24 protein-coding genes are annotated in these 23,817 nt (G+C 34.2%); 11 read left to right on the top strand and 13 right to left on the bottom strand.

The features are described from left to right. Positions 1-811: 811 nt before the first annotated feature. The 3 genes from AC4D4B_RS11800 to AC4D4B_RS11790 all read right to left on the bottom strand — a co-directional run bounded on the left by AC4D4B_RS11800 (position 812) and on the right by AC4D4B_RS11790 (position 3,300). A complete protein-coding gene (locus AC4D4B_RS11800; RefSeq protein WP_490999983.1) occupies positions 812-1,882 on the bottom strand; it encodes a DUF3900 domain-containing protein in 1,071 nt (356 codons plus the stop codon). Between the two features lie 200 nt (positions 1,883-2,082). After that, positions 2,083-2,544, bottom strand: coding sequence for a hypothetical protein (locus tag AC4D4B_RS11795; protein WP_490995732.1), 462 nt, complete (start codon positions 2,542-2,544; stop codon positions 2,083-2,085). A 312-nt stretch (positions 2,545-2,856) separates the two neighbouring features. Then, positions 2,857-3,300, bottom strand: coding sequence for a hypothetical protein (locus AC4D4B_RS11790; protein WP_490995731.1), 444 nt, complete (start codon positions 3,298-3,300; stop codon positions 2,857-2,859). 1,275 nt (positions 3,301-4,575) lie between these two features. On the opposite strand from AC4D4B_RS11790, the gene dacB reads away from it, so the two are divergent. After that, on the top strand, positions 4,576-6,057 hold the full coding sequence (gene dacB, locus AC4D4B_RS11785) for a D-alanyl-D-alanine carboxypeptidase/D-alanyl-D-alanine endopeptidase (protein WP_490999982.1): 1,482 nt from the start codon (positions 4,576-4,578) through the stop codon (positions 6,055-6,057). Between the two features lie 113 nt (positions 6,058-6,170). Here dacB and AC4D4B_RS11780 read toward each other — a convergent pair whose 3' ends face one another. Further along, entirely contained in the window at positions 6,171-6,398 is a 228-nt protein-coding gene (locus AC4D4B_RS11780; RefSeq protein WP_490995728.1) for a hypothetical protein, read from the bottom strand. A gap of 378 nt (positions 6,399-6,776) precedes the next feature. Between AC4D4B_RS11780 and AC4D4B_RS11775 the strand changes: the two genes are divergently transcribed. Continuing rightward, the gene (locus AC4D4B_RS11775) at positions 6,777-7,115 is read left to right on the top strand and encodes a hypothetical protein (RefSeq protein ID WP_490999981.1); all 339 of its coding nucleotides are present in this window, start codon (positions 6,777-6,779) and stop codon (positions 7,113-7,115) included. Between the two features lie 187 nt (positions 7,116-7,302). Here the strand turns inward: AC4D4B_RS11775 and AC4D4B_RS11770 are convergent, their stop codons facing one another. Then, positions 7,303-7,788 carry a DUF4306 domain-containing protein gene (locus AC4D4B_RS11770; RefSeq protein WP_490999980.1) on the bottom strand — a complete coding sequence of 162 codons (486 nt, stop codon included), beginning with the start codon at positions 7,786-7,788 and terminating at the stop codon, positions 7,303-7,305. 98 nt (positions 7,789-7,886) lie between these two features. Next, complete coding sequence (locus AC4D4B_RS11765; protein ID WP_490995726.1) at positions 7,887-8,924, bottom strand: endonuclease I family protein; 1,038 nt, start codon at positions 8,922-8,924, stop codon at positions 7,887-7,889. 415 nt (positions 8,925-9,339) lie between these two features. On the opposite strand from AC4D4B_RS11765, the gene AC4D4B_RS11760 reads away from it, so the two are divergent. From AC4D4B_RS11760 to AC4D4B_RS11745, 4 genes are all read left to right on the top strand, one after another. Further along, entirely contained in the window at positions 9,340-9,735 is a 396-nt protein-coding gene (locus tag AC4D4B_RS11760) for a hypothetical protein (RefSeq protein ID WP_066099998.1), read from the top strand. 501 nt (positions 9,736-10,236) lie between these two features. Then, positions 10,237-11,013 (top strand): alpha/beta fold hydrolase, encoded by a 777-nt coding sequence (locus AC4D4B_RS11755; protein ID WP_490999979.1) that lies wholly within the window; start codon positions 10,237-10,239, stop codon positions 11,011-11,013. A gap of 334 nt (positions 11,014-11,347) precedes the next feature. After that, entirely contained in the window at positions 11,348-12,769 is a 1,422-nt protein-coding gene (locus tag AC4D4B_RS11750; RefSeq protein ID WP_490999978.1) for a hypothetical protein, read from the top strand. A gap of 62 nt (positions 12,770-12,831) precedes the next feature. Continuing rightward, positions 12,832-13,308 (top strand): BsuPI-related putative proteinase inhibitor, encoded by a 477-nt coding sequence (locus AC4D4B_RS11745; RefSeq protein WP_490995723.1) that lies wholly within the window; start codon positions 12,832-12,834, stop codon positions 13,306-13,308. Positions 13,309-13,484: 176 nt separating this feature from the next. Here the strand turns inward: AC4D4B_RS11745 and AC4D4B_RS11740 are convergent, their stop codons facing one another. After that, a complete protein-coding gene (locus AC4D4B_RS11740; RefSeq protein WP_490999977.1) occupies positions 13,485-14,459 on the bottom strand; it encodes an ABC transporter permease in 975 nt (324 codons plus the stop codon). Next, on the bottom strand, positions 14,452-15,363 hold the full coding sequence (locus AC4D4B_RS11735) for an ABC transporter permease subunit (RefSeq protein WP_490999976.1): 912 nt from the start codon (positions 15,361-15,363) through the stop codon (positions 14,452-14,454). Before AC4D4B_RS11735 ends, AC4D4B_RS11740 begins: the two co-directional genes overlap by 8 nt. Before the next feature lie 238 nt (positions 15,364-15,601). Here AC4D4B_RS11735 and AC4D4B_RS11730 point away from each other — a divergent pair, with 238 nt between their 5' ends. Further along, positions 15,602-15,958, top strand: a complete 357-nt coding sequence (locus AC4D4B_RS11730) for a hypothetical protein (RefSeq protein WP_490999975.1) — start codon at positions 15,602-15,604, stop codon at positions 15,956-15,958. A 157-nt stretch (positions 15,959-16,115) separates the two neighbouring features. Continuing rightward, the gene (locus tag AC4D4B_RS11725) at positions 16,116-16,490 is read left to right on the top strand and encodes a DUF2750 domain-containing protein (RefSeq protein WP_490999974.1); all 375 of its coding nucleotides are present in this window, start codon (positions 16,116-16,118) and stop codon (positions 16,488-16,490) included. 431 nt (positions 16,491-16,921) lie between these two features. Here AC4D4B_RS11725 and pepT read toward each other — a convergent pair whose 3' ends face one another. Continuing rightward, a complete protein-coding gene (gene pepT, locus AC4D4B_RS11720) occupies positions 16,922-18,154 on the bottom strand; it encodes a peptidase T (RefSeq protein ID WP_490999973.1) in 1,233 nt (410 codons plus the stop codon). 163 nt (positions 18,155-18,317) lie between these two features. On the opposite strand from pepT, the gene AC4D4B_RS11715 reads away from it, so the two are divergent. Continuing rightward, positions 18,318-19,241, top strand: a complete 924-nt coding sequence (locus AC4D4B_RS11715; protein ID WP_490995717.1) for an aromatic acid exporter family protein — start codon at positions 18,318-18,320, stop codon at positions 19,239-19,241. Positions 19,242-19,303: 62 nt separating this feature from the next. Here the strand turns inward: AC4D4B_RS11715 and AC4D4B_RS11710 are convergent, their stop codons facing one another. After that, complete coding sequence (locus tag AC4D4B_RS11710; protein ID WP_490995716.1) at positions 19,304-19,720, bottom strand: hypothetical protein; 417 nt, start codon at positions 19,718-19,720, stop codon at positions 19,304-19,306. Positions 19,721-20,077: 357 nt separating this feature from the next. Here AC4D4B_RS11710 and AC4D4B_RS11705 point away from each other — a divergent pair, with 357 nt between their 5' ends. Then, positions 20,078-21,565, top strand: a complete 1,488-nt coding sequence (locus AC4D4B_RS11705) for an aldehyde dehydrogenase family protein (protein WP_490999972.1) — start codon at positions 20,078-20,080, stop codon at positions 21,563-21,565. 159 nt (positions 21,566-21,724) lie between these two features. Here the strand turns inward: AC4D4B_RS11705 and yidC are convergent, their stop codons facing one another. Beyond that, a complete protein-coding gene (yidC, locus tag AC4D4B_RS11700; protein WP_490999971.1) occupies positions 21,725-22,507 on the bottom strand; it encodes a membrane protein insertase YidC in 783 nt (260 codons plus the stop codon). 22 nt (positions 22,508-22,529) lie between these two features. After that, complete coding sequence (locus AC4D4B_RS11695; RefSeq protein WP_490999970.1) at positions 22,530-22,820, bottom strand: hypothetical protein; 291 nt, start codon at positions 22,818-22,820, stop codon at positions 22,530-22,532. Between the two features lie 354 nt (positions 22,821-23,174). Here AC4D4B_RS11695 and AC4D4B_RS11690 point away from each other — a divergent pair, with 354 nt between their 5' ends. Continuing rightward, positions 23,175-23,495, top strand: coding sequence for a DNA-binding protein (locus AC4D4B_RS11690; RefSeq protein WP_490995712.1), 321 nt, complete (start codon positions 23,175-23,177; stop codon positions 23,493-23,495). A gap of 98 nt (positions 23,496-23,593) precedes the next feature. Here AC4D4B_RS11690 and AC4D4B_RS11685 read toward each other — a convergent pair. After that, positions 23,594-23,817, bottom strand: a 224-nt coding sequence (locus AC4D4B_RS11685; protein WP_490999969.1) for an OsmC family protein, incomplete at its 5' end; no start/stop codon positions are given.

Genomic DNA, 23,817 nt, shown 5'->3' with positions numbered 1-23,817 from the left:
TTGTAGGCAGTTGGCAGACACTAAATGACATTGGAAACCGTTATATTTTTGGAGGCATTGCGTTGCTCAGTGCCTTAATTAAAATCATTGGATAATTTAAGACTTAGAACTATTGGTTTAACATTCTCTGTTTTCTTCTGGACTTTTATTTCGGTTGCAAACCTCGTATCACAAGACTCTTTCTCAGCTCATTTCTCTTTTTCTACTAGATTTATCATATATTCAGGCGTTGCTGTCTTGTGCTTATGGACATCTAAGGAGATAAACAATGACAGAAGAAAGTAAACTCGTACAGGAACAGATTAAGAACTTACAGGATGATATTAAAGAGATAAAAGAAAACGTAAGACAAAGATTGTTCCAAAAGGTGAAGTATACGAAATAAATGAACCAAATTATGAATTAATGGCTAAAGCGTTTATAGATTTTTATCATAAAACTAAACACTATTTATGAGTGGAAAGACAATCATCTAAATAATCGAAGTGTGTAATGACTGATAAAAAAGTGGGCAAGGAACGGATTAAGGAAAGAAAAAAAATATTCCTGAAGTAAAAGCATCTTTCATGAACGAACCAAATTACGAATTAATGGTCAGGGCATATATCGATTTCTACCATAAGACAAAACATTACTTAGGTAATGATAATGGGAATGATGGACAAAAGAAAACCACCTGAAAATAGGTGGTTTTTGTTAATTATTAGGAGTTTATGGCCGTGAATATTAGTGGATTTCGTATCACATAAATTATCACAAAAAGTGTCACAGAATTTATCACAAATGCTTTAAAACCTAGGTTCTAACACATTTAAAAAGTATTACTTTCATAGGTCTTCTTATTTATTTTATCGATTACCCTATGAAGGTCATCAGGTTTGTGGAATTCAATAGGGGAGAATCCCTTCTCAAATAAGATTTGCTCTGCCTCAATCACCAATACGTAACGATTGTTAATTTTGGCTAAATGAATGGTTTCACCAAAATCGGCCAGCAATCCTTTAATATTCGTATTATCCAGCTTCATTTTGAGTTCAATATCCGGTTCTTGTTCAACAATTTGAGCTGCTGCTTCAACAACTTGTTCAGTTGTTAATCGTTCCTGAAGCTCACGCTTGGGACTGTCAGCCCAGATTTCAATAGCTTCTTCAAACTGGCGACGTTCTTCACTTTCGGGCTCATATACTTCACCAATATGTTCCTGTACCATGTCAATGACATGATTCTTTACTAATTCTTGTTTAGATTCACCATACTCAACAAATTTTAAAAAATCTTCGAAATAGCGGGCATGTGAGGATTGATGAATTTTTAATTCGCTTTCCTCAATCATGCCTTCTTCAGGCATATGAGGGTATAGAATGGATTTCATATTTTTAGTGGTAATGGCCATCTCGACATTACGAATTAATGTTTTTTCATCAGAAATGGAAGCAACCTTTGGTTCGAAATCACATTTCATCAAAAATAAAAATCGATGCTCGAAAAACTTTCGCGGTACGGCTGAAGCCATTACAAACACACCGCCTCGGACTGCACTTGTATCAAGATAGGCATGAACGAATTCCTCACTGAATGCTTTAAAATCTTCTTTATTATCAGCGAAGCGAGTACGGTTAAATGCATTGTAGTTTGGATTTGAATCCAACGTATGACCTGGTTCAATTATAAAATGGCCCAGTTTTGTTGGTACTTGTTCTGAATTGGGATGACGATCGACTTTACGCTTTACGATTTTCTTGAATTCACCATCAAGGAAATCTTTAAGGGCACTTTCCTCATATTCATCTGTATCAAGTGTTTGATAATGCTTAGCTATAGGCTGTTCCTTATCTTCTGTTTCCACAACAAAGAAAGATAAAAACTTAATCTCAAATTCCATGTTATACACCTTTTTTCATTAGAGTCAGCCATTTCAGTATCCCAAAACAGGGGTATTTCGTCAATGAAGACATGGTCGAATGTTGTAACTGGGGAGCTTAGAGTTCAAAATAATCCAACTGTCTGATTTTTAAACTCACCTTAGTGAAGGAATAATAAAAGCGAATGAAGGGATGCTTCATTCGCTTGGAAGGCAGACTTTCAGAAAGCTTCTATTCCATTTTTATGATTCCTGTTAAGGACCAATAAACGTCTTTTTAATTCATTGGCATATAGGATATCATTATGTTTCATTGCTATATTAAGTAAATCTAATAAATCATCAAGTGTCAGATGAGAGGTTGATTGTTCGTCATCAGAAGGCATTTGATTTAAACTTCGGTTATCATCATTCTGATTGATATAAAAATCGGTGAAAATATCAACCAATAAAGCATCCGTGATTTTTTCTCCATTTGTTTCGGGTAGTCGATTCTGAGACTCAAGTTCTTCTACAACACAATCGAACCCTTTATCTGATAAAGAAAACTCTCCGTCCCTACCGAATAATTGCTTGAAAATAGTAAGTAGGATTGGTGTTGTTAATGATATCAATAGCTTTTCATATACAGTTTTTGTCTGTCTTATTTCTGATACTATGATTTCCTTTGTTGTTGACTTCATTTAAATCCCCCTCAAAAAATAATAATCGCACAATATTTTGTTGGGACCATAATAACATATACCTTTATATCATTTACACTGTAGCGAACTGAATAATTGCAATTGTCACAATATAGTAAATAATTTACCTTTATTAGAAGGAATACCCTGTAATTAGATGACATCTTTGTTGGACATACTTCTTTATGTGATCGCTTGGCAAAACAATCTATTTATAATAGTTGCTGGTCAATTTTGGTCACTTTATTGTAATTGACAATTGTACTTAATAAAAAGGATGCCTCTAATAAAGCATCCCCACATTTATATTGTTTATCGTAATAAAGAACAAATTTGAGAAAGGCGATTTTTAATATGTTCTGCATAACGTTCATCATGATCTTCGTTTGCGAAATTAAGTAAATCCAGTAGGTCATCTACAGTTAAGTCACTTGTTTCTTCTGTGGAGTTCTCTTCATCGTCCTCAAAAATAGTCTCAGCAGTTACGTGCCGGCCAATCATGTCATAAAATAAATGAATCAGTGTTGAACTGGCGTATGGCACAGAAGTGTTTGGTAGCTCTTCCTTGTGGCCTTTCAATTCAGTAAGAAGTTTATAATAAGCATTTTCACTTAACTGGTGTGTCCCGGAAGGTCCGAATAAATTATAAAACATTTTTATAATAATCGGAGCTGATAAAGAATGTAATAATTTTTGAGAAACTTGGCCTGATTGATTTAGTTCTGCAATAATTGTCTGATATGTGTTTTTTTTCATCTTAAGACCTTACTTTCCTTTTTTAATAATCTATGATAGAACAAATGGTGAAAAAAACAAAATATTTTGATTTCATATGATGTAAATATGATTTTTATATTTATAATTACAGCTAACATAAATCATTCGTACTGCAAGGATTTATGGCTTGTTTTGTTTGATGTCCTCAGGATTTACGGAAATGTTATAACAAAATAAAGGAAAATAGGTGTTAACATTTGGTAATGGATTGCGGTATAGTGAAAGTAGAAGACTACCAGAAAGGTTGAAGAAGATGGCTCATATTATATTATTTAACAAAAATATGCTCACTATTATTATTTCTTTTATAAAGATGATTTGCTCTGCACTATTTGTTGGATTCATTGCTGTAGCTGGTATAGCTTTAGTGATTTACACATTTATGATATTAGAAGAACTGATTTCCTCGATTATTTAGGTTGTGCACGCTATAAACACATAGTTAGAAGTTGGATTAAAAATGAATGATTACATATAAGTCAAAGTTTTGAATAGAGTATCTAAAAACCACCAAAAGTATAATAAGAATTAACTACATAGAAAAGATGACAGTTTGTCTCTGCATTGGTCATTAAGATTTAGTATATTAAATCGGAAATTGTAAAACTACATGAATTTTGTTCTAGATATTTTAAAATAGGATTTGGCTGCTCCAATCATAAAAAAAGGATGCTAACGCCTGGCGTTATTCTTTTATAGTATGATTGGTAATTCAAGCTGTTTGAATGCTGGCACCAGGACGACGCTATGAATTATATTCTTTTTTCCGTATTAATAATTCCACCCATGTAAACTCCTTGTTCAGACTTGTACATCCACAGACTTCGTAAGTGTTGACCACCCCAAAAATTTTCTTCAAACATCAAGACAAGCACTGGGGAACTAGTCCTGTTTCTGAGAACGTGTTTGTATATATTTTTTCTATTTTTACAGTCTTTTTGAGCTGTCTATTCATCCTACCGTATATAGTTTTAAGGGGAATTAACCAATATAACCGCGAACTACTTCTGATTAAGATGTTCTTCGCCAGATTTATTAACAATAGAAGCAGTACTAGTACATGTGATTAGGGAGAGGATAATTAGTAGAAGCGTGAGTTCATTTTTTATGAGTGATTCTCTTTTAGGTGCTTTTATGTATAATTAATAGGACATTTTCATATTGATATCGTGGATGCCCTTTCTTGCTAATATATACTTTGCTGTTTAATAAAAGTGTTTAATACCGAAAAAATATATAAAAGGGGAGAGTCCATTGTACAAGCAGATGAAATGGTTATGTCTGTTAATGGTTGTTATGGTTATTAGTTTTAGCTCTGTCAGTCCCTTGAAAAAGGATGAGGCTTCTAATGCGGCTGGGGGAAGCCAGTTAAGCTCTAAAATCGCCAAGGTGTTAAGCCATCCTGATTTAAAAGGTGCCAGTATAGGAATCAGCGTGAGAAATGCATCTAACGGAAAAATAATTTACAAGCATAATGGGGATACCAGATTAAGGCCGGCCTCAAGTATGAAGTTAGTTACCAGTGCTGCTGCTCTTCAATTACTTGGAGAAAACTATCGTTTCAAAACAGAAATCTATACAGATGCTAAACAAAAAGGAAGCACCCTAAAGGGAAATGTTTATATCAGGGGGAAAGGGGATCCTACTCTGGGAGAGAAGGACCTAGACAATATTGCCTTAGCTCTAAAAAAGAAGGGGATAAAGAAGATTAAAGGAAATCTTGTGGCGGATGACACATGGTATGATCAAATCCGTTTATCATTGGATATGCCATGGAGTGACGAGCAAGAGTATTATGGAGCTCAAATTTCAGGATTAACCTTTTCCCCTAATGCCGATTATGATGCAGGTACAGTGATTATACAAGTTAAATCTGGCAATAAAGTGGGTAAAGCAGCCTCTATAACGGTAACACCTAAAACTGGTTATGTGAAGATATCGAACAAAACCAAAGTTGGTAAGGTTAACAGTAAAAATACCGTTAAGATACATAGGAAACATGGCAGCAATGGAATTACTGTCACCGGGAATGTCCCTCTAAATTCCGGAACTACAAAAACATGGATTTCTGTTTGGGAGCCTACTCGATATACCCTTGAGTTATTTAAAAGATCTTTAGAAAAGCAAGGCGTTAAAATTACTGGGAATTATACAGCCGGAAAATTACCAGCTAAGCATACAAAGCTTGTCACCGATTATTCACCTAAATTGGGTACGATTCTTGTACCATATATGAAGCTTAGTAATAATACAATATCTGAGGTTCTTGTAAAAGAAATGGGTAGGGTAAAAGGAAAGGTGGGAAGCTGGGATAAGGGATTATCAGTTATTGAGGGCCAGTTTACCAATTTGGGGATTGTAAATGATGCCATACTTATGAGAGACGGTTCGGGGATGTCTCATGTAAGTATGATCTCAGCCAACGCATTAACGAATTTACTTTATAAAGCGCAAACCAAACCATGGTACAAAACGTATAAGAATGCTTTACCAGTAGCAGGTAATAGTGATCGAAGGATAGGCGGGACACTAAGAAACAGAATGAAGGGCACAGCCGCACAAGGTAAAGTTATAGCCAAAACAGGTACGATTTCAACTGTTAGTAGTTTGACGGGATATGTAAATGGAAAGAAGGGGAATAAATACGTTTTCTCCATCATTATTAACAATGCCAAGAAAGAAAAACAACTGAAGAAAATCGAAGATCAGCTAGCTGTCATTCTTGCCAGCAATTAGAACGAACAAACAATCCATTTAAATATGACCTGCGCTATTATGAGCTTAAGACTATATATTTTTGGTGCAGGTCATATTGATATCTGTATTAGTACGCCATAAATCGTTTGAGATCATGAGTATAAAGTAATGAAGATTCTTAGCAGGAAAATCATCGGTAATAAAATGATAAATTTGGTCACGGAGTATTTCGATAATCCTTCAATAACTAAAATAGCAAATAAGGCGTATATGGTTATCAGTAATCCAAAAATCCAGTCATTAAAGCCAAAGTTCAACTGTAAGAAGGTTATACAAATAATCGCTAAGAAATGAAGACCATCGTACTTATCTCTGTTCAAAAAAACCCGCTCCTTTCCTTTATAGTCTATTCACGATGTAGGAATGGGAACATTTTAAAACATCATTATTCAAATAAAAATGTAACTGATACCTTAATTCAGCCACGTATTCATTACTTATATTTATACTATGTCAATTGAAGTTTTTATAACATAAGGGAGGAGACCTACATTAGGTATTACCTTATACTATAAAGTAATTGGCAAAGGTATACCTCCAATTTTTGTGAAATCCAGTTGTAAAATTTTAATCACTTGGAATCCTCTCCTTTAAAACAACATCTAAAAATCATAAATGTAAGTTTTGGTGATGAAACTGATAATAAGTTTCTGATTTAATTATTGAATAATCAGAATAAAGGTTTTAAGAGTTTGCTAATGAAATTGCGAGGAGAAAAACGTATGCTTGTGCCTTCTGTTGTACTTGCGGTGATTGGTATATTAATCATAATAAGCGGAAACTCGATTAGAAAAAGAAGAAAAACGTCCTTTATCGCAGGGATTAATGAAGTCTTTATTCCGAGGAATGAGAAAAAATTGGCTGAAAGAATAGGGTGGCTATTAATTTTATTTGGTTTTGAAACAGTTACTTTCCCCGTATTTTTTTATTTTATAAAGATCCTTGAAGGATACCATTTTGCAATACTGGCAATTATTAATTTGGTCATTGTTTTTATTTTTATGTGTTTAGATCAACTCGAAGCTAGGAATTCATAAGAAGCTATGCCTCTTGGAATACTCCCCTTTTAAATATTCATGATAAAAACATCGACTTAGTCCATTAGACGTATCAACCATGGGATTGCTTTTGCCGATAATCTCATGTTAGATACGGAGTTAAAACAAAAAATAATGAAAAAAAGGAGTGGAATTTCAACTCCTTCTATTCATTACTGGTATAATTTTATGTTTCATTTTGCTTTAATGTAGATTGTGTGTTCGTTTGAGTAAAGTGCTGATTGGCTAAGAGAGTAGATATAATAACACCTGATAGTAGGATGCTTGCATAAATAAATTTTGACGCCACATGATCAGAGAGTATCATTAAACCTGCAATCGCCATTACACAAGCCAAGATAGAAAAATAATAAGCACGCGTCCACGGGTTTTTAATACCAATATAACTGGCTAAGATGAGGATACTAATGAGACATATCAGCATAATAGCAGGAAAAAAAGGTTGGAATTTTGCAGCATAAACCAGGTAATCTAATTTTGATACTTGATCAGCATGTGAAATACTTTCTGTCGTCAGCATAGTAAATGGAGTGGACCACCGCCATTCGAATATGTCATCTCTGAGAGCACTTCCCTCATAGAAAGCGGCCATTGTTGATAAACATAGTAATAACAATGAAGCAGAAAGCGGAATAATGTTTTTAAGTTTCATTCGTATCCCTCATTTTTATAGTATGGATCATGTAGTTACCCCAAAAATATGACTGTAGTTTTCAAGTGTTAGCAAACTCTGAAAGAATATACTAATAATCATGTGAAATCCAGCTCAGGAAAATCAATATAGGGATTTCGATTCCCCTGGAGTTTAAAAATTGCCCAGTTTCGATGTTTTTCATGAAGAGTGACTGGGTGGTCATTGTGCCATTTTTTGTAAAGGTTGACATCAAGCAATGACGTTTTTTCTTCTACAATTTCATCAGGATACCTTAATAAAAAATACAAGCAAGCTCGTGCTATTTCACCTTTACCATTTTCAGGTTCAAACCTTTGAGTGCCATCTCTCTTTCCGCAAAAGGATTTTATGACTTCTTTATAAGCCCCGGGTTTGTAGTCTTCAAAATCATAATAAGGAATATTACTTCTGAATGAATTACATTCTTTTTCACATGTAAATAAATGATGAAGATCACCAACCATGGGATGTCTTTTCTCAAACCACGATTGTGGAATGACATGTTCAATATTGAATTGGAGAGACCGTAATACGGACTCAATCAGTATTTCCTTATGTTCATGAAGTACTCCAAAATTTTCACTCAATACTTGTTTCATTTGCTGAATTGCCGCATCTTCCAGCAGTTTATCCTGTTCAATCAAATCACTTTGATTTAAGCTTTGGCCGGAATATATACTCTTTATTTGACCATCTTCACGCAGATCAACCCATGAATGGAGAGCTTTTCTGCTGGATGAATAGGAGAGCTGAGGATTATGAGTTCTTGTCAGCAATTCGTTCAGCTTAGAAACTAAATTGTCATTGGAATAGTCATTAAGTGAAAGATTTTTATAATACATATCGATAATGCTTTGGTCCTCTATTTCATCGTAATAAATTTCGTTAATCATGCCTGTAACAAGCTGGAATTCAAATTTTTCTGTAGGTCGATTCTGAAGTTGGTGGGTAATGGGTTGTGTTACATGACTAATAGAATCATAGGATACATTAAGAGTTTCTTTTATTAAACGGTGTGAGGGATTTTTATAGAATATAGCTAGTAACAATTGGACGGCATCCTGCAAGATTACTTCATAGGAATGAGAAAAAGGTGGATGGATTCTTTTTTTCATCAGCTTTACCTCTTTATTTTGATAATATCAAGTATGGAAACAAATGTAAATAAATGAAGGTTACAAAATGTCTAGAGGATAAGGAGTAAATAGTTTTAATAAAATAATTGTACGATAATCATAGAATAGGTATTCACAATTGGGATCATAAAGGTCTCCAAAATAACAAAATAATTAATTATAGTTGGTACTAAAGTGATAAATCAGAGTATAAACGATCAGGCGAAAATTAGAATTAACTATTATATAAGGATAGAACTATTCCTTACATAATGTAATTATTATTTCGATATGATAGTTATATTTAAAAGAAAATTCTAAATATAATTACTTTTTATATCCTTCCATATATAAGAAGACAACTTTTGGTAAACCGTTTATACTTTTAAGTACTTAGCAGAAGGAGTTGGTATTTATGGTTACAAGCACTAGTTTAGAAGTAGAAGAAGAGATTAAGGCTATACAAGCTGAACATGAAATGTTAGAAGACACGCCTGAGGATTTCTTTGAAAAAGCTCCGTATCACTACAAAAATAATTACGGTGTAAAATTTGCTGCAATCATTGAAGAAGACTCTGTATTATTTACGAAGGATGATCAGGACTGGGGAAATAAGCTTTTGAGGTTCTCAAAAGGGCAAGCTGAAGAAGCTATTATTCAATTAAAAAAAGAACAAATTGGTAAACTTGATAGAGAATCGATTAATATGCACAATCCAATGAATCGAATTTTAATCAGTATTGGAGAAACGCTTTTTTTAGCATCTGTACTACAGACTGCACTTGAAAAATGGCGCAGTCCGAAAAAATAAATATTTGAATAATGCTATTATAACGAAATAATACTTTATAGTCTCATAGACTTGTCTATGGGACTTTTATTATAGCAGCCGATGATAATTTTCCATTGAATAGAAAGTCCTTTTTCTCTTTTGGGCTTCATAAAATACTCTCAATATCGTTTGTTCCACAAAGTCATTTACTGAAAAATTCTGTACGATTAGCTATCATTCGCCTTTTGCACTACTCCTTCATTCATTATAAAAATATTTGTATATCCAGCAACTAACAGGAAATAAATGTAAGAAGTGATAAATGCTTAAACAAATGCTAGCAGGATACGATGAAATTGTCTATATGTTTGATATCTAATAATAGATATCAGTATAAAGAAAAGATGCGTTTGGGTTTAATATATAAATAAATGTTTACGGATATTAGTTCTGGGCATACAAATAATGTGAAATACTCTAAAATTTGAAACCATAATGTGTTTCTGTTCGTATTGATAGCATATGTTAAATAACTAAAGGATGAAAAACTTGTTACATTATAAAATCTATAGTCAAAAACATAAAGAATGGGTTGTTTTAGTACACGGTGCAGGTGGTAGCTCAACCATTTGGTACAAGCAAATTCGAGTATACCGTAAGCATTTTAACGTGTTGGTCGTCGATCTTCGAGGCCATGGTGATTGTGAGATTGAGAACAGTCCAACTAAATATACACTTGAGTTGGTTAGTGAAGATATTTTAAAGGTGCTAGATGCAGTAAAGATTGATAAGGCTCATTTTGTAGGAATTTCACTGGGGACAATGCTGATTCGTCAATTAGCTGAAACAAACCCTGAAAGGTTCCATTCGATGGTACTAGCAGGCGCTGTTATACGTATAACGCCAAGGCTGCACTTTTTACTTGGTATCGCTAATATGTTTAAAAAAATAATCCCGTTTATGTGGTTATATAAACTATTCGCCTGGATTTTAATGCCGAGAAAAACCCATGAAACTTCACGTCATTTATTTGTTCAAGAGGCGAGAAAAATAAAGCATAGAGAATTTTTGCGCTGGTTATCACTAACTGGTGATATCGCAAGCTATTTATTGAAAATCAATGAAAAAGATACACATATTCCAACATTATATATTATGGGAGATGAGGATTATGTGTTTTTAGAACCAGTGAAGCGATTAGTAAAAAAACAATCATCAAGTCAGTTAGTCATATTAAAGGATAGCGGTCATGTATGTAATATAGATCAAGCTGCCCAATTCAATGAGATATCCTTACAATTTTTATTGTCACATTGAAACAAATAGGAATAGTTGATGATAGGTTAGCGATTGGTATATATGATCGATTAACAAATTCATTTACTAAAAGAATCTTAATCCTTTTAAATCGGTTAGTAAACCTTTTAGAGTGATGTCGTAATCTCTCTGGAAGGTTTTTTATTTTGGACTGTGAATTGGTGTGATAAAAGAATATAGTCCACTCTAAATTCATTTTAATGCTAGTACTTGTTTTGTGTATATTAAGTATCAACCATATTATTTAGCATAGCTTATTATATAAACCAATCAATAAGTTTTTTATTCCAGTATTGAGGGAAAAGAGAGATAGATAGAGATGGGGGTATATAGAATGTCTAAGATAGAAATCCCAGAACTTCAAGTGGAACAATCCTACCTACAGTTCATCTTTCCATTTCAAATAAAGGACTCACGGAGTGAAGATTTGGTTCAGCAGTTAATAAAAGAGCAGTGGGAGTTTTTTGATTTAAGAGATACAAGTCAGGAATGCAAATTTTATGGAGATATACGAGTATCTCATGAACGCATGGAGAAATTTTTTCTGCCTAATATGGAGCCCATTTTATTTCCTCCAACTATAAAGAATAAAAATGCATTTCGTCGCTTTAGTAAAATTATCAATCAAAAGGGCTCTTTACAATCCAAGTATTTAGAAACTGACTTTCATTTAATATCTTTTGATATCTTTGTTTGTCCATATAATATTGGCATTATGAATATGCGCGTTAATTTGCCTGATCATATGAGCTATAATGATGTCCTTCATTTTATAGACCTATTCAGACAACTAGACAAACCTCATGATATAGTTATTAGGTTAGATGGAAAAGAATATTCTGAAACAAAAGGAATTATTTTCAATAAATTTTGTCCATGGCTGGAGGATCATTTATCCAAGAAAGAGCATACAACCTATTTTGGCAGTTTACCATTTTTTATAGAAGAACGGATGCAAGTATACTACTATTTAGCTTTTGAAAAGAATACCATCCTTGATGAAATTTCTTTATACAGAGCGGCTTTAATTAAAGGTTATGATAAGGAAGGACATCCATATGCCGGTGCTAAATCGGAGGCATACATTCATCGCTTTTGTGATCAGCATGTATATGATCGATGGGGTGATTCATCCTATTATATAATCAGCAATTATGCGTTTGTTTGTCTATCGAATGAATGTGAAGAGAATAGTAGATTTATTGCTGAGCGTATGTATGGAGAAAATTTTTATACAAATATTTTATTTTTTTTTAATCGACTGCTCTTATTAGCATTATCCTATGAGAATTCCCAGCTGAGAGTGGACGATAAAAAAGGTTCTATTGAAAAGCTTATTATCCGAATTACGAATTTTTCTGCACAATTTTATCAGCCTGAAGTACATAGCCGGATTTTTGGGAAAGAAATCTATACAAAAATGAAAGAAATTTTTCATATGGATGAGCTGTATAATCATGTGAATGGAACACTTGGCAATCTCTATAAAAACCACGAAAAGCTAACAGGGAAACGACATGAATATTTACTTACGTTTTTAACTACATATACGGTTATTTCGGGAATTTACGGCATGAATCTGGTCATTGAACAGGATTGGAAGGGGAATATTAACTGGTCCCAGGCTGCTTCCTATTCCTTCTTTGAATATATTGCTTTATTTGTAGCATTATCCGGAATTGCGTTGGGTGGAGTGTTAGGAATCGTAACAGTCTATAAATGGATAAAGGAAAAAATAAAATCAAAGAATGATTGAGCAGGGGAATGGCAGATGATTGTAGAACCTAACAAACAAAGCAATTATAAGGATGTGTTAGTTTGAAAAAAAGTCTAAGCTTCATTTTATGTATCCTCCTGTTGGCAGCATGCGGGCAAGAATCCAGTCCAAACAAAGGAAGTGATGATAAACCAGTGAATGTAGATAAGAATACAAATCGTGTCAATGATGCAAGTTTAACGTCAAGCTTAGTCCAAAAGAACAAAGCTGAAAATGATTACTTGTTCGTATATACAGTTGAAAACGAGACAGAGAAACCGATTAAATTAACGTTTAATAGCGGCCAAACCTTTGATTATATTTTAAAGGATCAAGCAGGAAAAACGATCATCCAGTATTCAGAAGGAAAATCCTTCATACAGGTTATTACTGAAAAAGAACTGGTTAAAGGAGCACAATTAACGCATGATATCCATTTGAAAGACCTTGAACCTGGAGAATACACTCTAGAAGCATGGTTAACAGCCAAAGGGATGAAGGATGACTCCAGGAAAATAATTAAGTTCAAAGTAGATTAATGAAGAGAGGGTACCAATTTATGTTATCTTGGAATACCCAACCTACAAATCTATGTAAATAAATAGCCCAACCGTATTATATGATATGGCTGGGCTATTTTAAATGATTTGTTCCTAAGGTTAATAGATTTAACCTATCTTATTAAACTAACGGGGCAGTCACATTTATTTTTTTGTCATGTTTCTATCTTCTTCTTAGCAAAACGTTTTCTTGGCTTAGATACTTTAGGTATATATATAGCCTTATTATTTATCACATCTTTAAACCCATTTAACATCATTTGAGCGGATAAGATTGTCAAACCTAGAAAAAGAATTGGCACAAGCGTTAACCAAGGATCTGTTATCATATTCGCATAATATTTACCAATCAAGCCTGACCATTCATATGAAATAGAATAAGTATTCCCTTCGGAGTCCATATAAGTACCGCCAAAGAAAATTTTCAGCACTCCTAGATGAGCTAATACCACTAATACTTGTATGTATTGCTGAATCAAAATAATAAAGAGGTTTTCTTTTAAATGAGGAATAATATGTTTTCTTAATTTATGTAGATTGCTTCCACCTAATACCATAGCTGCTTCCATAAATTCTTCATTAAAAAGTTTTTTGATTTCATTAGCTTGATAGATGGCCAGTGTGGGTACCGCATAAAAAGTTAAAATACCAATTTCGAACATTGCTCTTTGCCAAAATGGATATTCAGAACCTAATGAACCAAAGACCAATACGCTAAATAAAACAAAATTGGCCACTAATGTTAAAGGAATTACTGTGATAGGATCAAATATCTTTTCAAACCAACGGATATATTTTCTGAAATAAACTCCTACTATCGCACCGAATATTATCGAAAATAATACACGCAGGAATGCAATGAGAAGAGCGATTCCTATCGTAAACTTTGCTCCGTGTATAAGCATATGTAATAAATCTCTACCTCCTGAATCAGAACCAGCTATAAACCAATGTGTAAACGGCTGGTATGGGGGAGTATCTACTATATTTGCTTGATTGTCCATATACATAGGCACTGTTCTAATTTGACTGTCGTTAAATATGGTATTAGTCAAACTCGAAACTAATAAAATAGCTACAAAAGAGAATCCAATCATAAAAGTTTTGTTTTTTAGTAAGAGTTTAATCATTGGCTTCTCCTCTTACAATCGGAGGGATTAACCAATCGCATATGCGATAAATAAGATATACCGGTAAATATATCATCAATATACCTACCACAAATATTTCTGCTGATTTATGGCTATATATAAAATACATAATCCCTGTCATATTAAACATATATTCTAATATGATTAAATTGGATATGACAAACCAAATCGCTGTTTTAGAATAATGGTATAAACTGAATAATACATTTTTAAATATATGAATATTGAATATGTAAAGTGATGTCATTCCCTTAGAAACCGCATATTCTACATATAACTTTCCTTCTTCTTTCTCGAATTGTTGTATTAAAAATTTGGTCAATAGCAAAGTTAAAGGTAAACAAAGACATACGATTGGTAGAAAGAATGCCCGATCATCACCAGCGGAAGCAACATTATATATGAGTGTACCTGTATTTTTGTAAATCACAATAGCAAGAAATTGAAGTACGATTATATAAAATATATCTGGCAGGGACTCAATAATCGTTAGAAACCACATGATCTTACTTTTTACTGATTGAAAAACTAATAGGATTAGGTAAGTTAATAAGAATGCAAGTATGGTTGAAATTAAAAGTGATGCAACGATCAGTAGGACTGATTCTTTATAATGGTAGAATATTTGTGGAAAAACTGGCCTTTGGAGGCCCATCCCGTAAGTGATATCCAGAGGGTGTAATAAAGATAGAAAAGTGTTTCTGATTTCTACTATGAAAGCAAAAAAATTAACAGATATATTTCTGAAGAGTGTTGGCAATGCGCTAACGCAGATAATAACAAAAATGGCTATAAGCACTTCTGTTATCATTACTGCGGTTTTTTTAAAAATTATAATAAAACCATCTCCTTTACTTCTCCTAATTTTTGGATATAATTTCATCATAATTATATCTATCTTTTTTGTCTATCATTTATTTGTTCGTTTCCAGAATACAAAGCTTTAAGTCTATTTACACGAATATATGGATATTTAATAAAAGGAAGTTTGTTGAAATAACGGAGAGGAAGTGATTAATATTAAAAGGTTTCTGTCCATATTTTTGGTTATATTTCTTGTAACTTTAGTCAGTTGTTCACCAGAAAAAGAAACCGAAAATAATAAACCAAAAGAAACCGTAATGAATCAAGAATGGCAAGTTCGTAATGAATATAAAAAAGATGGCAGGATTATATTAACGGTAAATCCAGAACCCAATCTAATAGCAGGTAAACCATTTGGATATGTATTCCAGTTCACTGCCCCTTTTAAAACCTTTGAGGGTAAAGAATTAGTTATATATGCCTATCATAAAGAAACAGAAGAGAAGATAACGGCTCTAAATCCAATAAAGATAAAAGAGCCATCGCCAGGTTATTCTACTTTAGAACGTTTTACAGTTAATTTTGAAGTTCCTCAAAGTGGGTTATGGCGTTATGAAGTTAAATTAGACAATAATTTTTATGCAGACGTTGTTTTTTCAATTAAGGATAAATAATGTTATAGAGCTGACATTGGTATTGATTCAAAAAAATCAATGCCTTATTTCGATGAATTTCTTATAAAGGTAAGGGCAGGTCGGCATAAGAAAGCAGGACTTCTATTGTATCTGTCGAATAAATTTAATTTATATGTCGAGAAAAGGAATGGTCTATATGAAGTTAATTAAACAATTTATATTAAAACGTCCTGCTGAAAAAAGGCTTACTTATTTTTATGCTATGGTTGTTACGGATGAACAGGTGTGGCTGCTTCGTGATAAAAATAATGGCGACTTATTACTATTAGAAGATGAAGGAGAATATCATTTTTTGCTTCCAGTTTGGCCAAGCCGAAGTTTTGCTGAAATAGAGGCTGCTAAAATAGATCATCATTCATACGAAGCTTTTAACGTTCCATTAACTGAATTTTTAGATGATACACTTGTTGATATTGAAAATGACCGTGGTATTGCAGTGATTTTTCCTAACGGGAAAGATTCGACCATTCAAACACGTGACGAAATTAGGGAAATGATTCGTAATCTATAGAATAGGATTTTCCTACTGGCATGTAGTAGGTTAGTTGAATAATAAATGGATTTAATTTGTACAGTGAAAGGGGAATAGGATTGTGATTTTTATTATAGTGATTTTATTTGTCTTTCTCTTTGACTTTGTAAAACTGAGAAAGCAAAATGAAATAATAATTGCACAAAATGAAAAAGTTATTGCCTTATTGGAGTAAATTGAAAATAAGTAGCATATATTTTACGGCTTACGGAGGGATATAATTGGGGTTTTATAGGTCAATAATAAATAATTGCACTTCCTGCAAAATATTACAATTAAAGAATGCAACAATCTGATCTATTTACTAAAATGAAGGTGTTTAACTAACATTCAAATAAAAGAGGATACCTAGCCTCTATAAAAGATTAGGTATCCTCTATTTCTGCACACTCATATACATATAAGAGAAGTTATGCCCGTTTCTCAAATAATTGTACAAGTTCTATAATGACTTCGGTGGCTTTTTCCATACTTTCTACAGCTACATATTCATATTTTCCGTGGAAATTTTCTCCTCCGGCAAAGATGTTGGGAGTAGGTAGGCCCATATAGGATAGTTGGGAACCATCTGTACCGCCGCGAATCGGTTTAACGATTGGTTTAATCCCCAAGTTTTCCATGGCTTGATGTGCGACATCCACTATTTCTTTTACAGGTTCAATTTTTTCTCCCATATTATAATATTGATCATTCATATCTAATAGTATATTCTCTTCTCCATATTTAGCCTGGTATTTTGCGACAAGGTCTTTCATTGTCGCTTTTTTGGCTTCAAATTTTTCACGGTCATGGTCACGGATAATATAAGAAGCATGAGTACGTTCCACATCACCGGTTAACGATAGGAGATGATAGAAGCCTTCGTAGCCTTCTGTATATTCGGGTGATTCTTCTTTTGGAAGCTCATCGTTGAAACTCATGGCAATCTTTAAGGAGTTGACCATTTTATTTTTAGCAGATCCAGGGTGGACATTTGTTCCTTTAAAAGTCAATTTTGCCCCAGCGGCATTAAAGCTTTCAAATTCAAGTTCACCAAGGGGACCTCCATCAAGTGTGTAAGCAAAGTCAGCATTAAAACGCCCCACATCAAACTTATGAGGACCTCTGCCAATTTCTTCATCCGGTGTAAAAGCGACACGAAGTTTACCGTGCTTAATTTCCGGATGTTTAATTAGGTAATCCATTGCCGTTACGATTTCAGCGATGCCCGCTTTATCATCAGCACCAAGCAGAGTAGTGCCGTCAGTGGTGATAAGTGTTTTACCTATATACTCTTTTAGCTCAGGGAAGTCTTTCGGTGATAGGATGACATTAAGATTTTTATTAAGCGTGATATCACCGCCATCATAATTCTCTACGATTTGTGGCTTTACATTCTTACCTGTAAAATCGGTAGCCGTATCGACATGAGCAAGGAAGCCGATTGTTGGTACTTCTTTATCTGTATTCGCGGGAAGGGTGGCAAATAAATAGCCATTTTCATCAAGTGTTATTTCTTCCAATCCAATTGTCTGCAATTCATCTTTCAGAAGATTTAAGAGGTCAAATTGCTTCTCTGTAGAAGGGCATGTTTGACTGTTTTCATCGGATTGGGTATCAATTTTTACATATGTAAGAAAGCGTTCAACTAATTTTTGATTCATCAGATTCATCTCCTTCTGTATTCCTATTATAACGAAAGTTTTATTGATCAACAAAAAGTTATTCGAATTTTCTTTAGGTTAATATTTCCGTACTGAGGTAATTTTATTTATTTCGGGTATTCTTATATAATGGGGATGAAAGAAAGAAGGGATCGATACAACCATGTTTACTATTGGAAGCCGCACAGTTAAGACAGCGATTGGAGCGATGATTGCCTTAGTTATTGCTCAAGTTTTATCATTGGAAAATACAGCAACCGCTGCAGTCATCACCTTATTAAGTGTTCAGAGTACACAACGCAGAAGTATCCAGATTGCCTGGCAACGGTTTGCAGCTTGTATCCTTGGAATATTATTGGCTGTATTGATATTTGAAGGATGTGCTTATACAGCTGTTGCGGTAGGCTTATTATTATTTATTTATATACCAGTCATGGCTAGGCTGGGTCTTCAGGATGGTATTGTACCTGGTTTTGTTATTGTCATGCAATTATACATATCACAAAATATTACGTATGAGCTTATTTTAAACCAAATCTGCATCGTATCAATTGGGATTCTGGTAGCTCTTTTGTTCAACTTATATATGCCAAGTGTTGAAGGTGAGATTAAGAAGATTTTAAAGGAGCTAGAAGGAAATTTCAAAGTGATTTTCCTACAATTTGGTCAGTTTATTCGAAAAAAAGAACGTGTATGGAATGATGAGTATATTATTAAAACAAAGAAGTTAATCGAAATGGGTATGGAATTAGCTAAGAGAAGTGAGGAAAATTCCTTTTTTAAAAGAGACTCCTATTATTTGCAATACTTCACAAAAGTGCATCAGCAATTCCAAATCGTTGAACGAATGGTTCCCTTAATCATCAATCTGCCAACAACATTTGAGCAGAATGAAATGGTAGCTGACTTTGTAGATGATTTAGGTGCAAATATAGAAGACCGGAATCGTCTATTATTAAAATTACAGGATCTGAGAGGTAAGTTTGAGAATATGGATTTACCAAAAACAAGGGAAGAGTTTGAAACCCGTGCTGCCCTGTTAATCTTGATTAATAAAATTGAGCAATTTATCGAAATCCAATCGTAGTAAAGAGAAACGTGCTGTTTTCAAAACAGTTCGTTTTTTTGTATGGAAGAAAGGTATGGAGTCTATAATATTGCTGCTTCTGGCCGTAAGCTTTCACAGTATTCATGCAGCACTTTCCATCCATCTATATATCTTTTAAATCGCTGTACAAACAGCTTAACAACCTCTTTCTTTTCACCGTCCATTTCAAATGTTACCCAAAATAAAACAATCACTTCATCCTCAGAAGCGGGAGTAGTATGTAGAGTAGTAAAATTCCATTTTGGGTTATGCCCGCAATATTGCTCAAAAGCTTCTGCCCATCCTAGGCAAGCCTCCTTATATCCCCAATCTGAAACGATACCATCCGCATTAGCCCAACGAACGGATAAATCGGGAGAAAGCTTGGAAATCATCAATTCAGTATTACAGCTATTCCATATAGACTGAAATTCAAGAAAGAAGGACTTAAAATCTTCAATAAGTAATGACTGATTCAAATTGGAACCTCCTCGTTAAAGTAAAGATGGATCTTCTTTAATACTATTCTACACAATGGATATATTTCCCTTTTGGCAAGTGGAGAAACTATCTTGTATGAGAACAATTTATTATCCATTTTGAAAGCATGTGTTTAACAATGCAAAAGCGCATCCATTCTGCTAAAAGAACACAAAAGTACAATATAGATCATGCTTTGCTCTTTTTCAACAAATATATGGTGTACTGAACTAATTCGTGTCAAAAAGGAGCGAACGATTCATTCGCTCTATAGATGGTAATTAATTGAAAATGGAAAATAGATGGAATATACTGAAAGCGTTCACAAAATGATGGATATAAATGGAGGGAATTAAATGACCACTACTATAAGCCCCAATATTAGCCCGAAATTAGCAGAGTTTCTAAAAGGTACAAAACAGTTGTATATGAATGGTGAATTCGTAGACTCAGTATCTGGTAGAACGTTCGAAACAATGAATCCTGCTACTGGTGAAGTTTTGGCTGTGATTTCAGAAGCGCAATCTGAAGATATTGATTTAGCTGTCAAAGCGGCACGTAAAGCATTTGATCAAGGACCGTGGAGAACGATGAACGCTGCAGAACGCAGTCGTTTAATATACAAATTGGCAGATTTAATGGAAGAAAACAAGCTTGAGTTGGCTCAGCTGGAAACGTTGGATAACGGAAAGCCTTTCCGTGAAACATCTAATGCAGATATTCCATTAGCCATTGAACACTTCCGCTATTTTGCTGGTTGGTCGACTAAAATCATGGGACAAACCATCCCTGTAGCCGGTAATTTTTTTAATTATACAAAACATGAACCAGTTGGAGTGGTTGGGCAAATTATCCCATGGAATTTCCCATTATTAATGGCTGCCTGGAAACTGGGAGCGGCACTTGCTACCGGATGTACAATCGTATTAAAACCAGCAGAAAATACACCTCTTTCTGCATTATACCTGGCACAACTGATTAGTGAAGCTGGATTCCCGGATGGAGTAGTCAATATTGTCCCAGGATATGGTCCGTCTGCAGGACAACCATTGGTCGATCATCCAATGGTCGATAAGATTGCATTTACGGGTTCGACTAAAGTTGGTAAACAAATCATGAAATCAGCTGCTGATACGCTGAAACGCGTAACATTGGAACTTGGAGGAAAATCGCCGAATATCATTCTTCCGGATGCAGATTTATCAAAGGCTGTTCCAGGTGCACTAATGGGTATTATGTTCAATCAAGGGCAAGTTTGCTGTGCAGGCAGCCGCTTATATGTTCAAAAGAAAATGTATGATAATGTCGTCTCTGATTTAATAACTTGTGCCAAGGATATTAAACAGGGTAATGGGTTAGAAGAAGATACAACGATGGGTCCGCTTATTTCCGCTCAGCAGCAGTCCAGGGTTAAAGGATATATTGACCAAGGTGTTGAAGAAGGAGCCGAAGTGTTAATTGGGGGCGATATTCCATTTGACAAAGGCTATTTTGTATCGCCGACCGTGTTTGCAGATGTAAACCATAGCATGACAATAGCAAAAGAAGAAATATTTGGACCTGTTGTAGCGGCCATGCCATTTGATGATATTGATGATCTTATACAAAAAGCCAATGACAGCAACTATGGGTTAGCAGCAGGTGTATGGACGCAGGACTTGAAAAAGGCTCATCATATCGCTCATAAATTACAAGCGGGCACAGTATGGGTAAATACCTATAATACATTTGATGCGGCTTCTCCTTTTGGAGGGTATAAACAATCCGGTATTGGTCGTGAAATGGGAAGCTATGCACTCGATAACTACACAGAAGTGAAGAGTGTTTGGATTAATATGGACTAAGAATTATAAAGAGTGATTTTTATAGAATGCAGTGTGGTTATGGATGGTAATCACACTGTTTTTTTATTATGTTTATTCAGTAAGATAAGAACATAAATAGACCCCATAAAAGTCAGAGAAATGTCTGTCTTTTATGGGGTAATTTTATTTACTAAGGGCTTAGCTTTTCTTTAAAGAAGGCTCAGCTTGAATTTTTGGAAGGTCTTTTGGTTCTTCCTGTTTGAAGATACTTTGTAAAACGAATGTCTGGATGATCAAGAAGATTCCGCTTGTTATCCAATAGAGCGGAAGAGCAGCCGGTGCTGAAAAAGAAATGAACATAATCATCATAGGTGACAAGAGTCCCATAAGCTTCATTTGGTTCTGCTGTTCAGACTGCATTTGGCTTGAGCTGACTTTGAATTGGAGATAGTAAATCAACCCGGCTATTAACGCCATAATGATGTTCGCCTCACCAAGACTAAACCAAAGGAAGTCATGAGTTGCAATTGTATGTGAGTCCCTAATGGCATAATAGAACCCCATTAATATTGGCATTTGAATCAGCATTGGTAAGCACCCGATATTGAGGGGATTTACGCCATGCTTCTGATATAGCTGCATCATTTCCTGCTGAATTTCTGCTTTTTTCGCTGCATCAGTTGTTTGTTTTAATTTTTCTTGGATAGCTTCCATCTCAGGCTTTAAGACTTCCATTTTCCGTTTCATATCAGCTTGAGTTTTATACTGTTTAACAGTCAACGGCATGAGCAATAATTTAATCAGCAACGTAGCCAAAATAATCGCGAGCCCATAATTCCCCTGAAATAATTCTGCATTGAATTCCAAGAAGGCTAATAAGGGGGAGACAATAAAGTGTTGGAAAAAACCGTCTCCGTTAGAATTGGCTGAACATCCACTCAACAACATTCCTGCGAATAAAATACCTATTAATTTTTTCAATCCATTTCCTCCGATCATGTATTTATTTATACGATGGGATGGAAATGGCTGATTCTTTATCTCCGGGATTTACCTTAATGCGAAATAAAGTAAAAAAGCGTTGAATATGGCGTTTATCTATAATTGGCTGTTTCTTATTACTTTTTAAAATCGGTTGATTCGTTCCTTCTTCATAGTGATTACTGAAAAGAACTTTATTTTGCTTATGTACTATGAATAGGGCGGCTAACGGAAAGACAACCGAGAATAAAAAGGCAATTATTAATGTCTGTTGTATGACATCATAATCATATTCAATTAATAATCCAATCATGGCTGGCAACTCTCCGTTTAAGTTTTTAAATTAGAAGTGATTTGTTATGGATACTATACCATTAAATGAATGCCAAGGATAGAAGAAGTATTCCTATTAAGTTAGGAGAGAAGATTAAGAAGATGGAAATAGAGTTTTAGCTGAGAAGTGAAACAGTGAATATTTTTTCCTATATAAACAAAGGTGTTAGCAACCTTGTATAAACTTTTTTATGATTAAATTGCAAAATCAAAAAAACTTCATAAAAGGTTTAAACAGTATTTTTATCGAATAAATATAGGTGCTATAAAAAGAGTCAGTATTCGAAGGGAAATTTCTTTATGTTGATTAGAATTAAAGGAGGGGGAGATAGATTTGGAAATAGACATATCAGGTGCAGGACTAAGTTTTGGGCTATTTTGTATTGGAGCTGGATTAGCTTTAATGGGGCATTACATAGGTAAAGGACTGACAAATTTTGGTCAGTCTAAAAAGGTAATTGATTATAATGTGTTTTTAAAAGAGGGTGACCTAGCCTATGTTTTTAACTTAAATAGGAATGAAATAAAGGCTTTATTGACTGAATATCAGGATGTCCCTAAGCTGGTGTTAAACGGGACTACCTATTATCCTAAAAATCAATTAATCGAATGGATTTCATCCAAGAATTTTAGCAATGATAAACGGACGGTTTAAGTAAAAAAGAAAAAACGGCTGGTTTTCCAGTCGTTTTTTCTGTTATTTATAAGCGAATAGACTCTATCCTATAAAAATACTTATATAGAAAGTAAGCATCACACCGTTATGATGGTTACCTCAATATTTCCTCGTGTTGCTTTAGAGTAAGGGCAAACCTGGTGGGCCATATCAGCATATTTTTTAACTTCTTCTTTATCCAATCCAGGAATAGAGACATCTAAACGGACAGCGAGTTTAAATCCGTCATCTTCTTCATCCTTACCGATCGTAACATTAGACGTAACTGTTGTATCAACTTTTTTTCGATCCTTACGTAATA

This window comes from Pradoshia sp. Z6_59 (assembly GCF_058267515.1).
Note: the sequence above shows the minus strand (reverse complement) of the source record. Positions and strands in the feature narration are given on the sequence as shown.

What these genes read in the sequence shown, in the direction of transcription:
- AC4D4B_RS11695 (WP_490999970.1), bottom strand. Translation starts at nt 22,820, where the DNA reads ATGATTGGATTATTAATTGAATATGATTATGATGTCATACAACAGACA.
- AC4D4B_RS11770 (WP_490999980.1), bottom strand. Translation starts at nt 7,788, where the DNA reads ATGAAACTTAAAAACATTATTCCGCTTTCTGCTTCATTGTTATTACTA.
- AC4D4B_RS11800 (WP_490999983.1), bottom strand. Translation starts at nt 1,882, where the DNA reads ATGGAATTTGAGATTAAGTTTTTATCTTTCTTTGTTGTGGAAACAGAA.
- AC4D4B_RS11750 (WP_490999978.1), top strand. Translation starts at nt 11,348, where the DNA reads ATGTCTAAGATAGAAATCCCAGAACTTCAAGTGGAACAATCCTACCTA.
- AC4D4B_RS11760 (WP_066099998.1), top strand. Translation starts at nt 9,340, where the DNA reads ATGGTTACAAGCACTAGTTTAGAAGTAGAAGAAGAGATTAAGGCTATA.
- AC4D4B_RS11755 (WP_490999979.1), top strand. Translation starts at nt 10,237, where the DNA reads ATGAAAAACTTGTTACATTATAAAATCTATAGTCAAAAACATAAAGAA.
- AC4D4B_RS11795 (WP_490995732.1), bottom strand. Translation starts at nt 2,544, where the DNA reads ATGAAGTCAACAACAAAGGAAATCATAGTATCAGAAATAAGACAGACA.
- AC4D4B_RS11705 (WP_490999972.1), top strand. Translation starts at nt 20,078, where the DNA reads ATGACCACTACTATAAGCCCCAATATTAGCCCGAAATTAGCAGAGTTT.
- AC4D4B_RS11790 (WP_490995731.1), bottom strand. Translation starts at nt 3,300, where the DNA reads ATGAAAAAAAACACATATCAGACAATTATTGCAGAACTAAATCAATCA.
- pepT (WP_490999973.1), bottom strand. Translation starts at nt 18,154, where the DNA reads ATGAATCAAAAATTAGTTGAACGCTTTCTTACATATGTAAAAATTGAT.
- AC4D4B_RS11765 (WP_490995726.1), bottom strand. Translation starts at nt 8,924, where the DNA reads ATGAAAAAAAGAATCCATCCACCTTTTTCTCATTCCTATGAAGTAATC.
- AC4D4B_RS11715 (WP_490995717.1), top strand. Translation starts at nt 18,318, where the DNA reads ATGTTTACTATTGGAAGCCGCACAGTTAAGACAGCGATTGGAGCGATG.
- AC4D4B_RS11735 (WP_490999976.1), bottom strand. Translation starts at nt 15,363, where the DNA reads ATGAAATTATATCCAAAAATTAGGAGAAGTAAAGGAGATGGTTTTATT.
- AC4D4B_RS11730 (WP_490999975.1), top strand. Translation starts at nt 15,602, where the DNA reads ATGAATCAAGAATGGCAAGTTCGTAATGAATATAAAAAAGATGGCAGG.
- AC4D4B_RS11775 (WP_490999981.1), top strand. Translation starts at nt 6,777, where the DNA reads ATGAAATTGCGAGGAGAAAAACGTATGCTTGTGCCTTCTGTTGTACTT.
- AC4D4B_RS11725 (WP_490999974.1), top strand. Translation starts at nt 16,116, where the DNA reads ATGAAGTTAATTAAACAATTTATATTAAAACGTCCTGCTGAAAAAAGG.
- AC4D4B_RS11740 (WP_490999977.1), bottom strand. Translation starts at nt 14,459, where the DNA reads ATGATTAAACTCTTACTAAAAAACAAAACTTTTATGATTGGATTCTCT.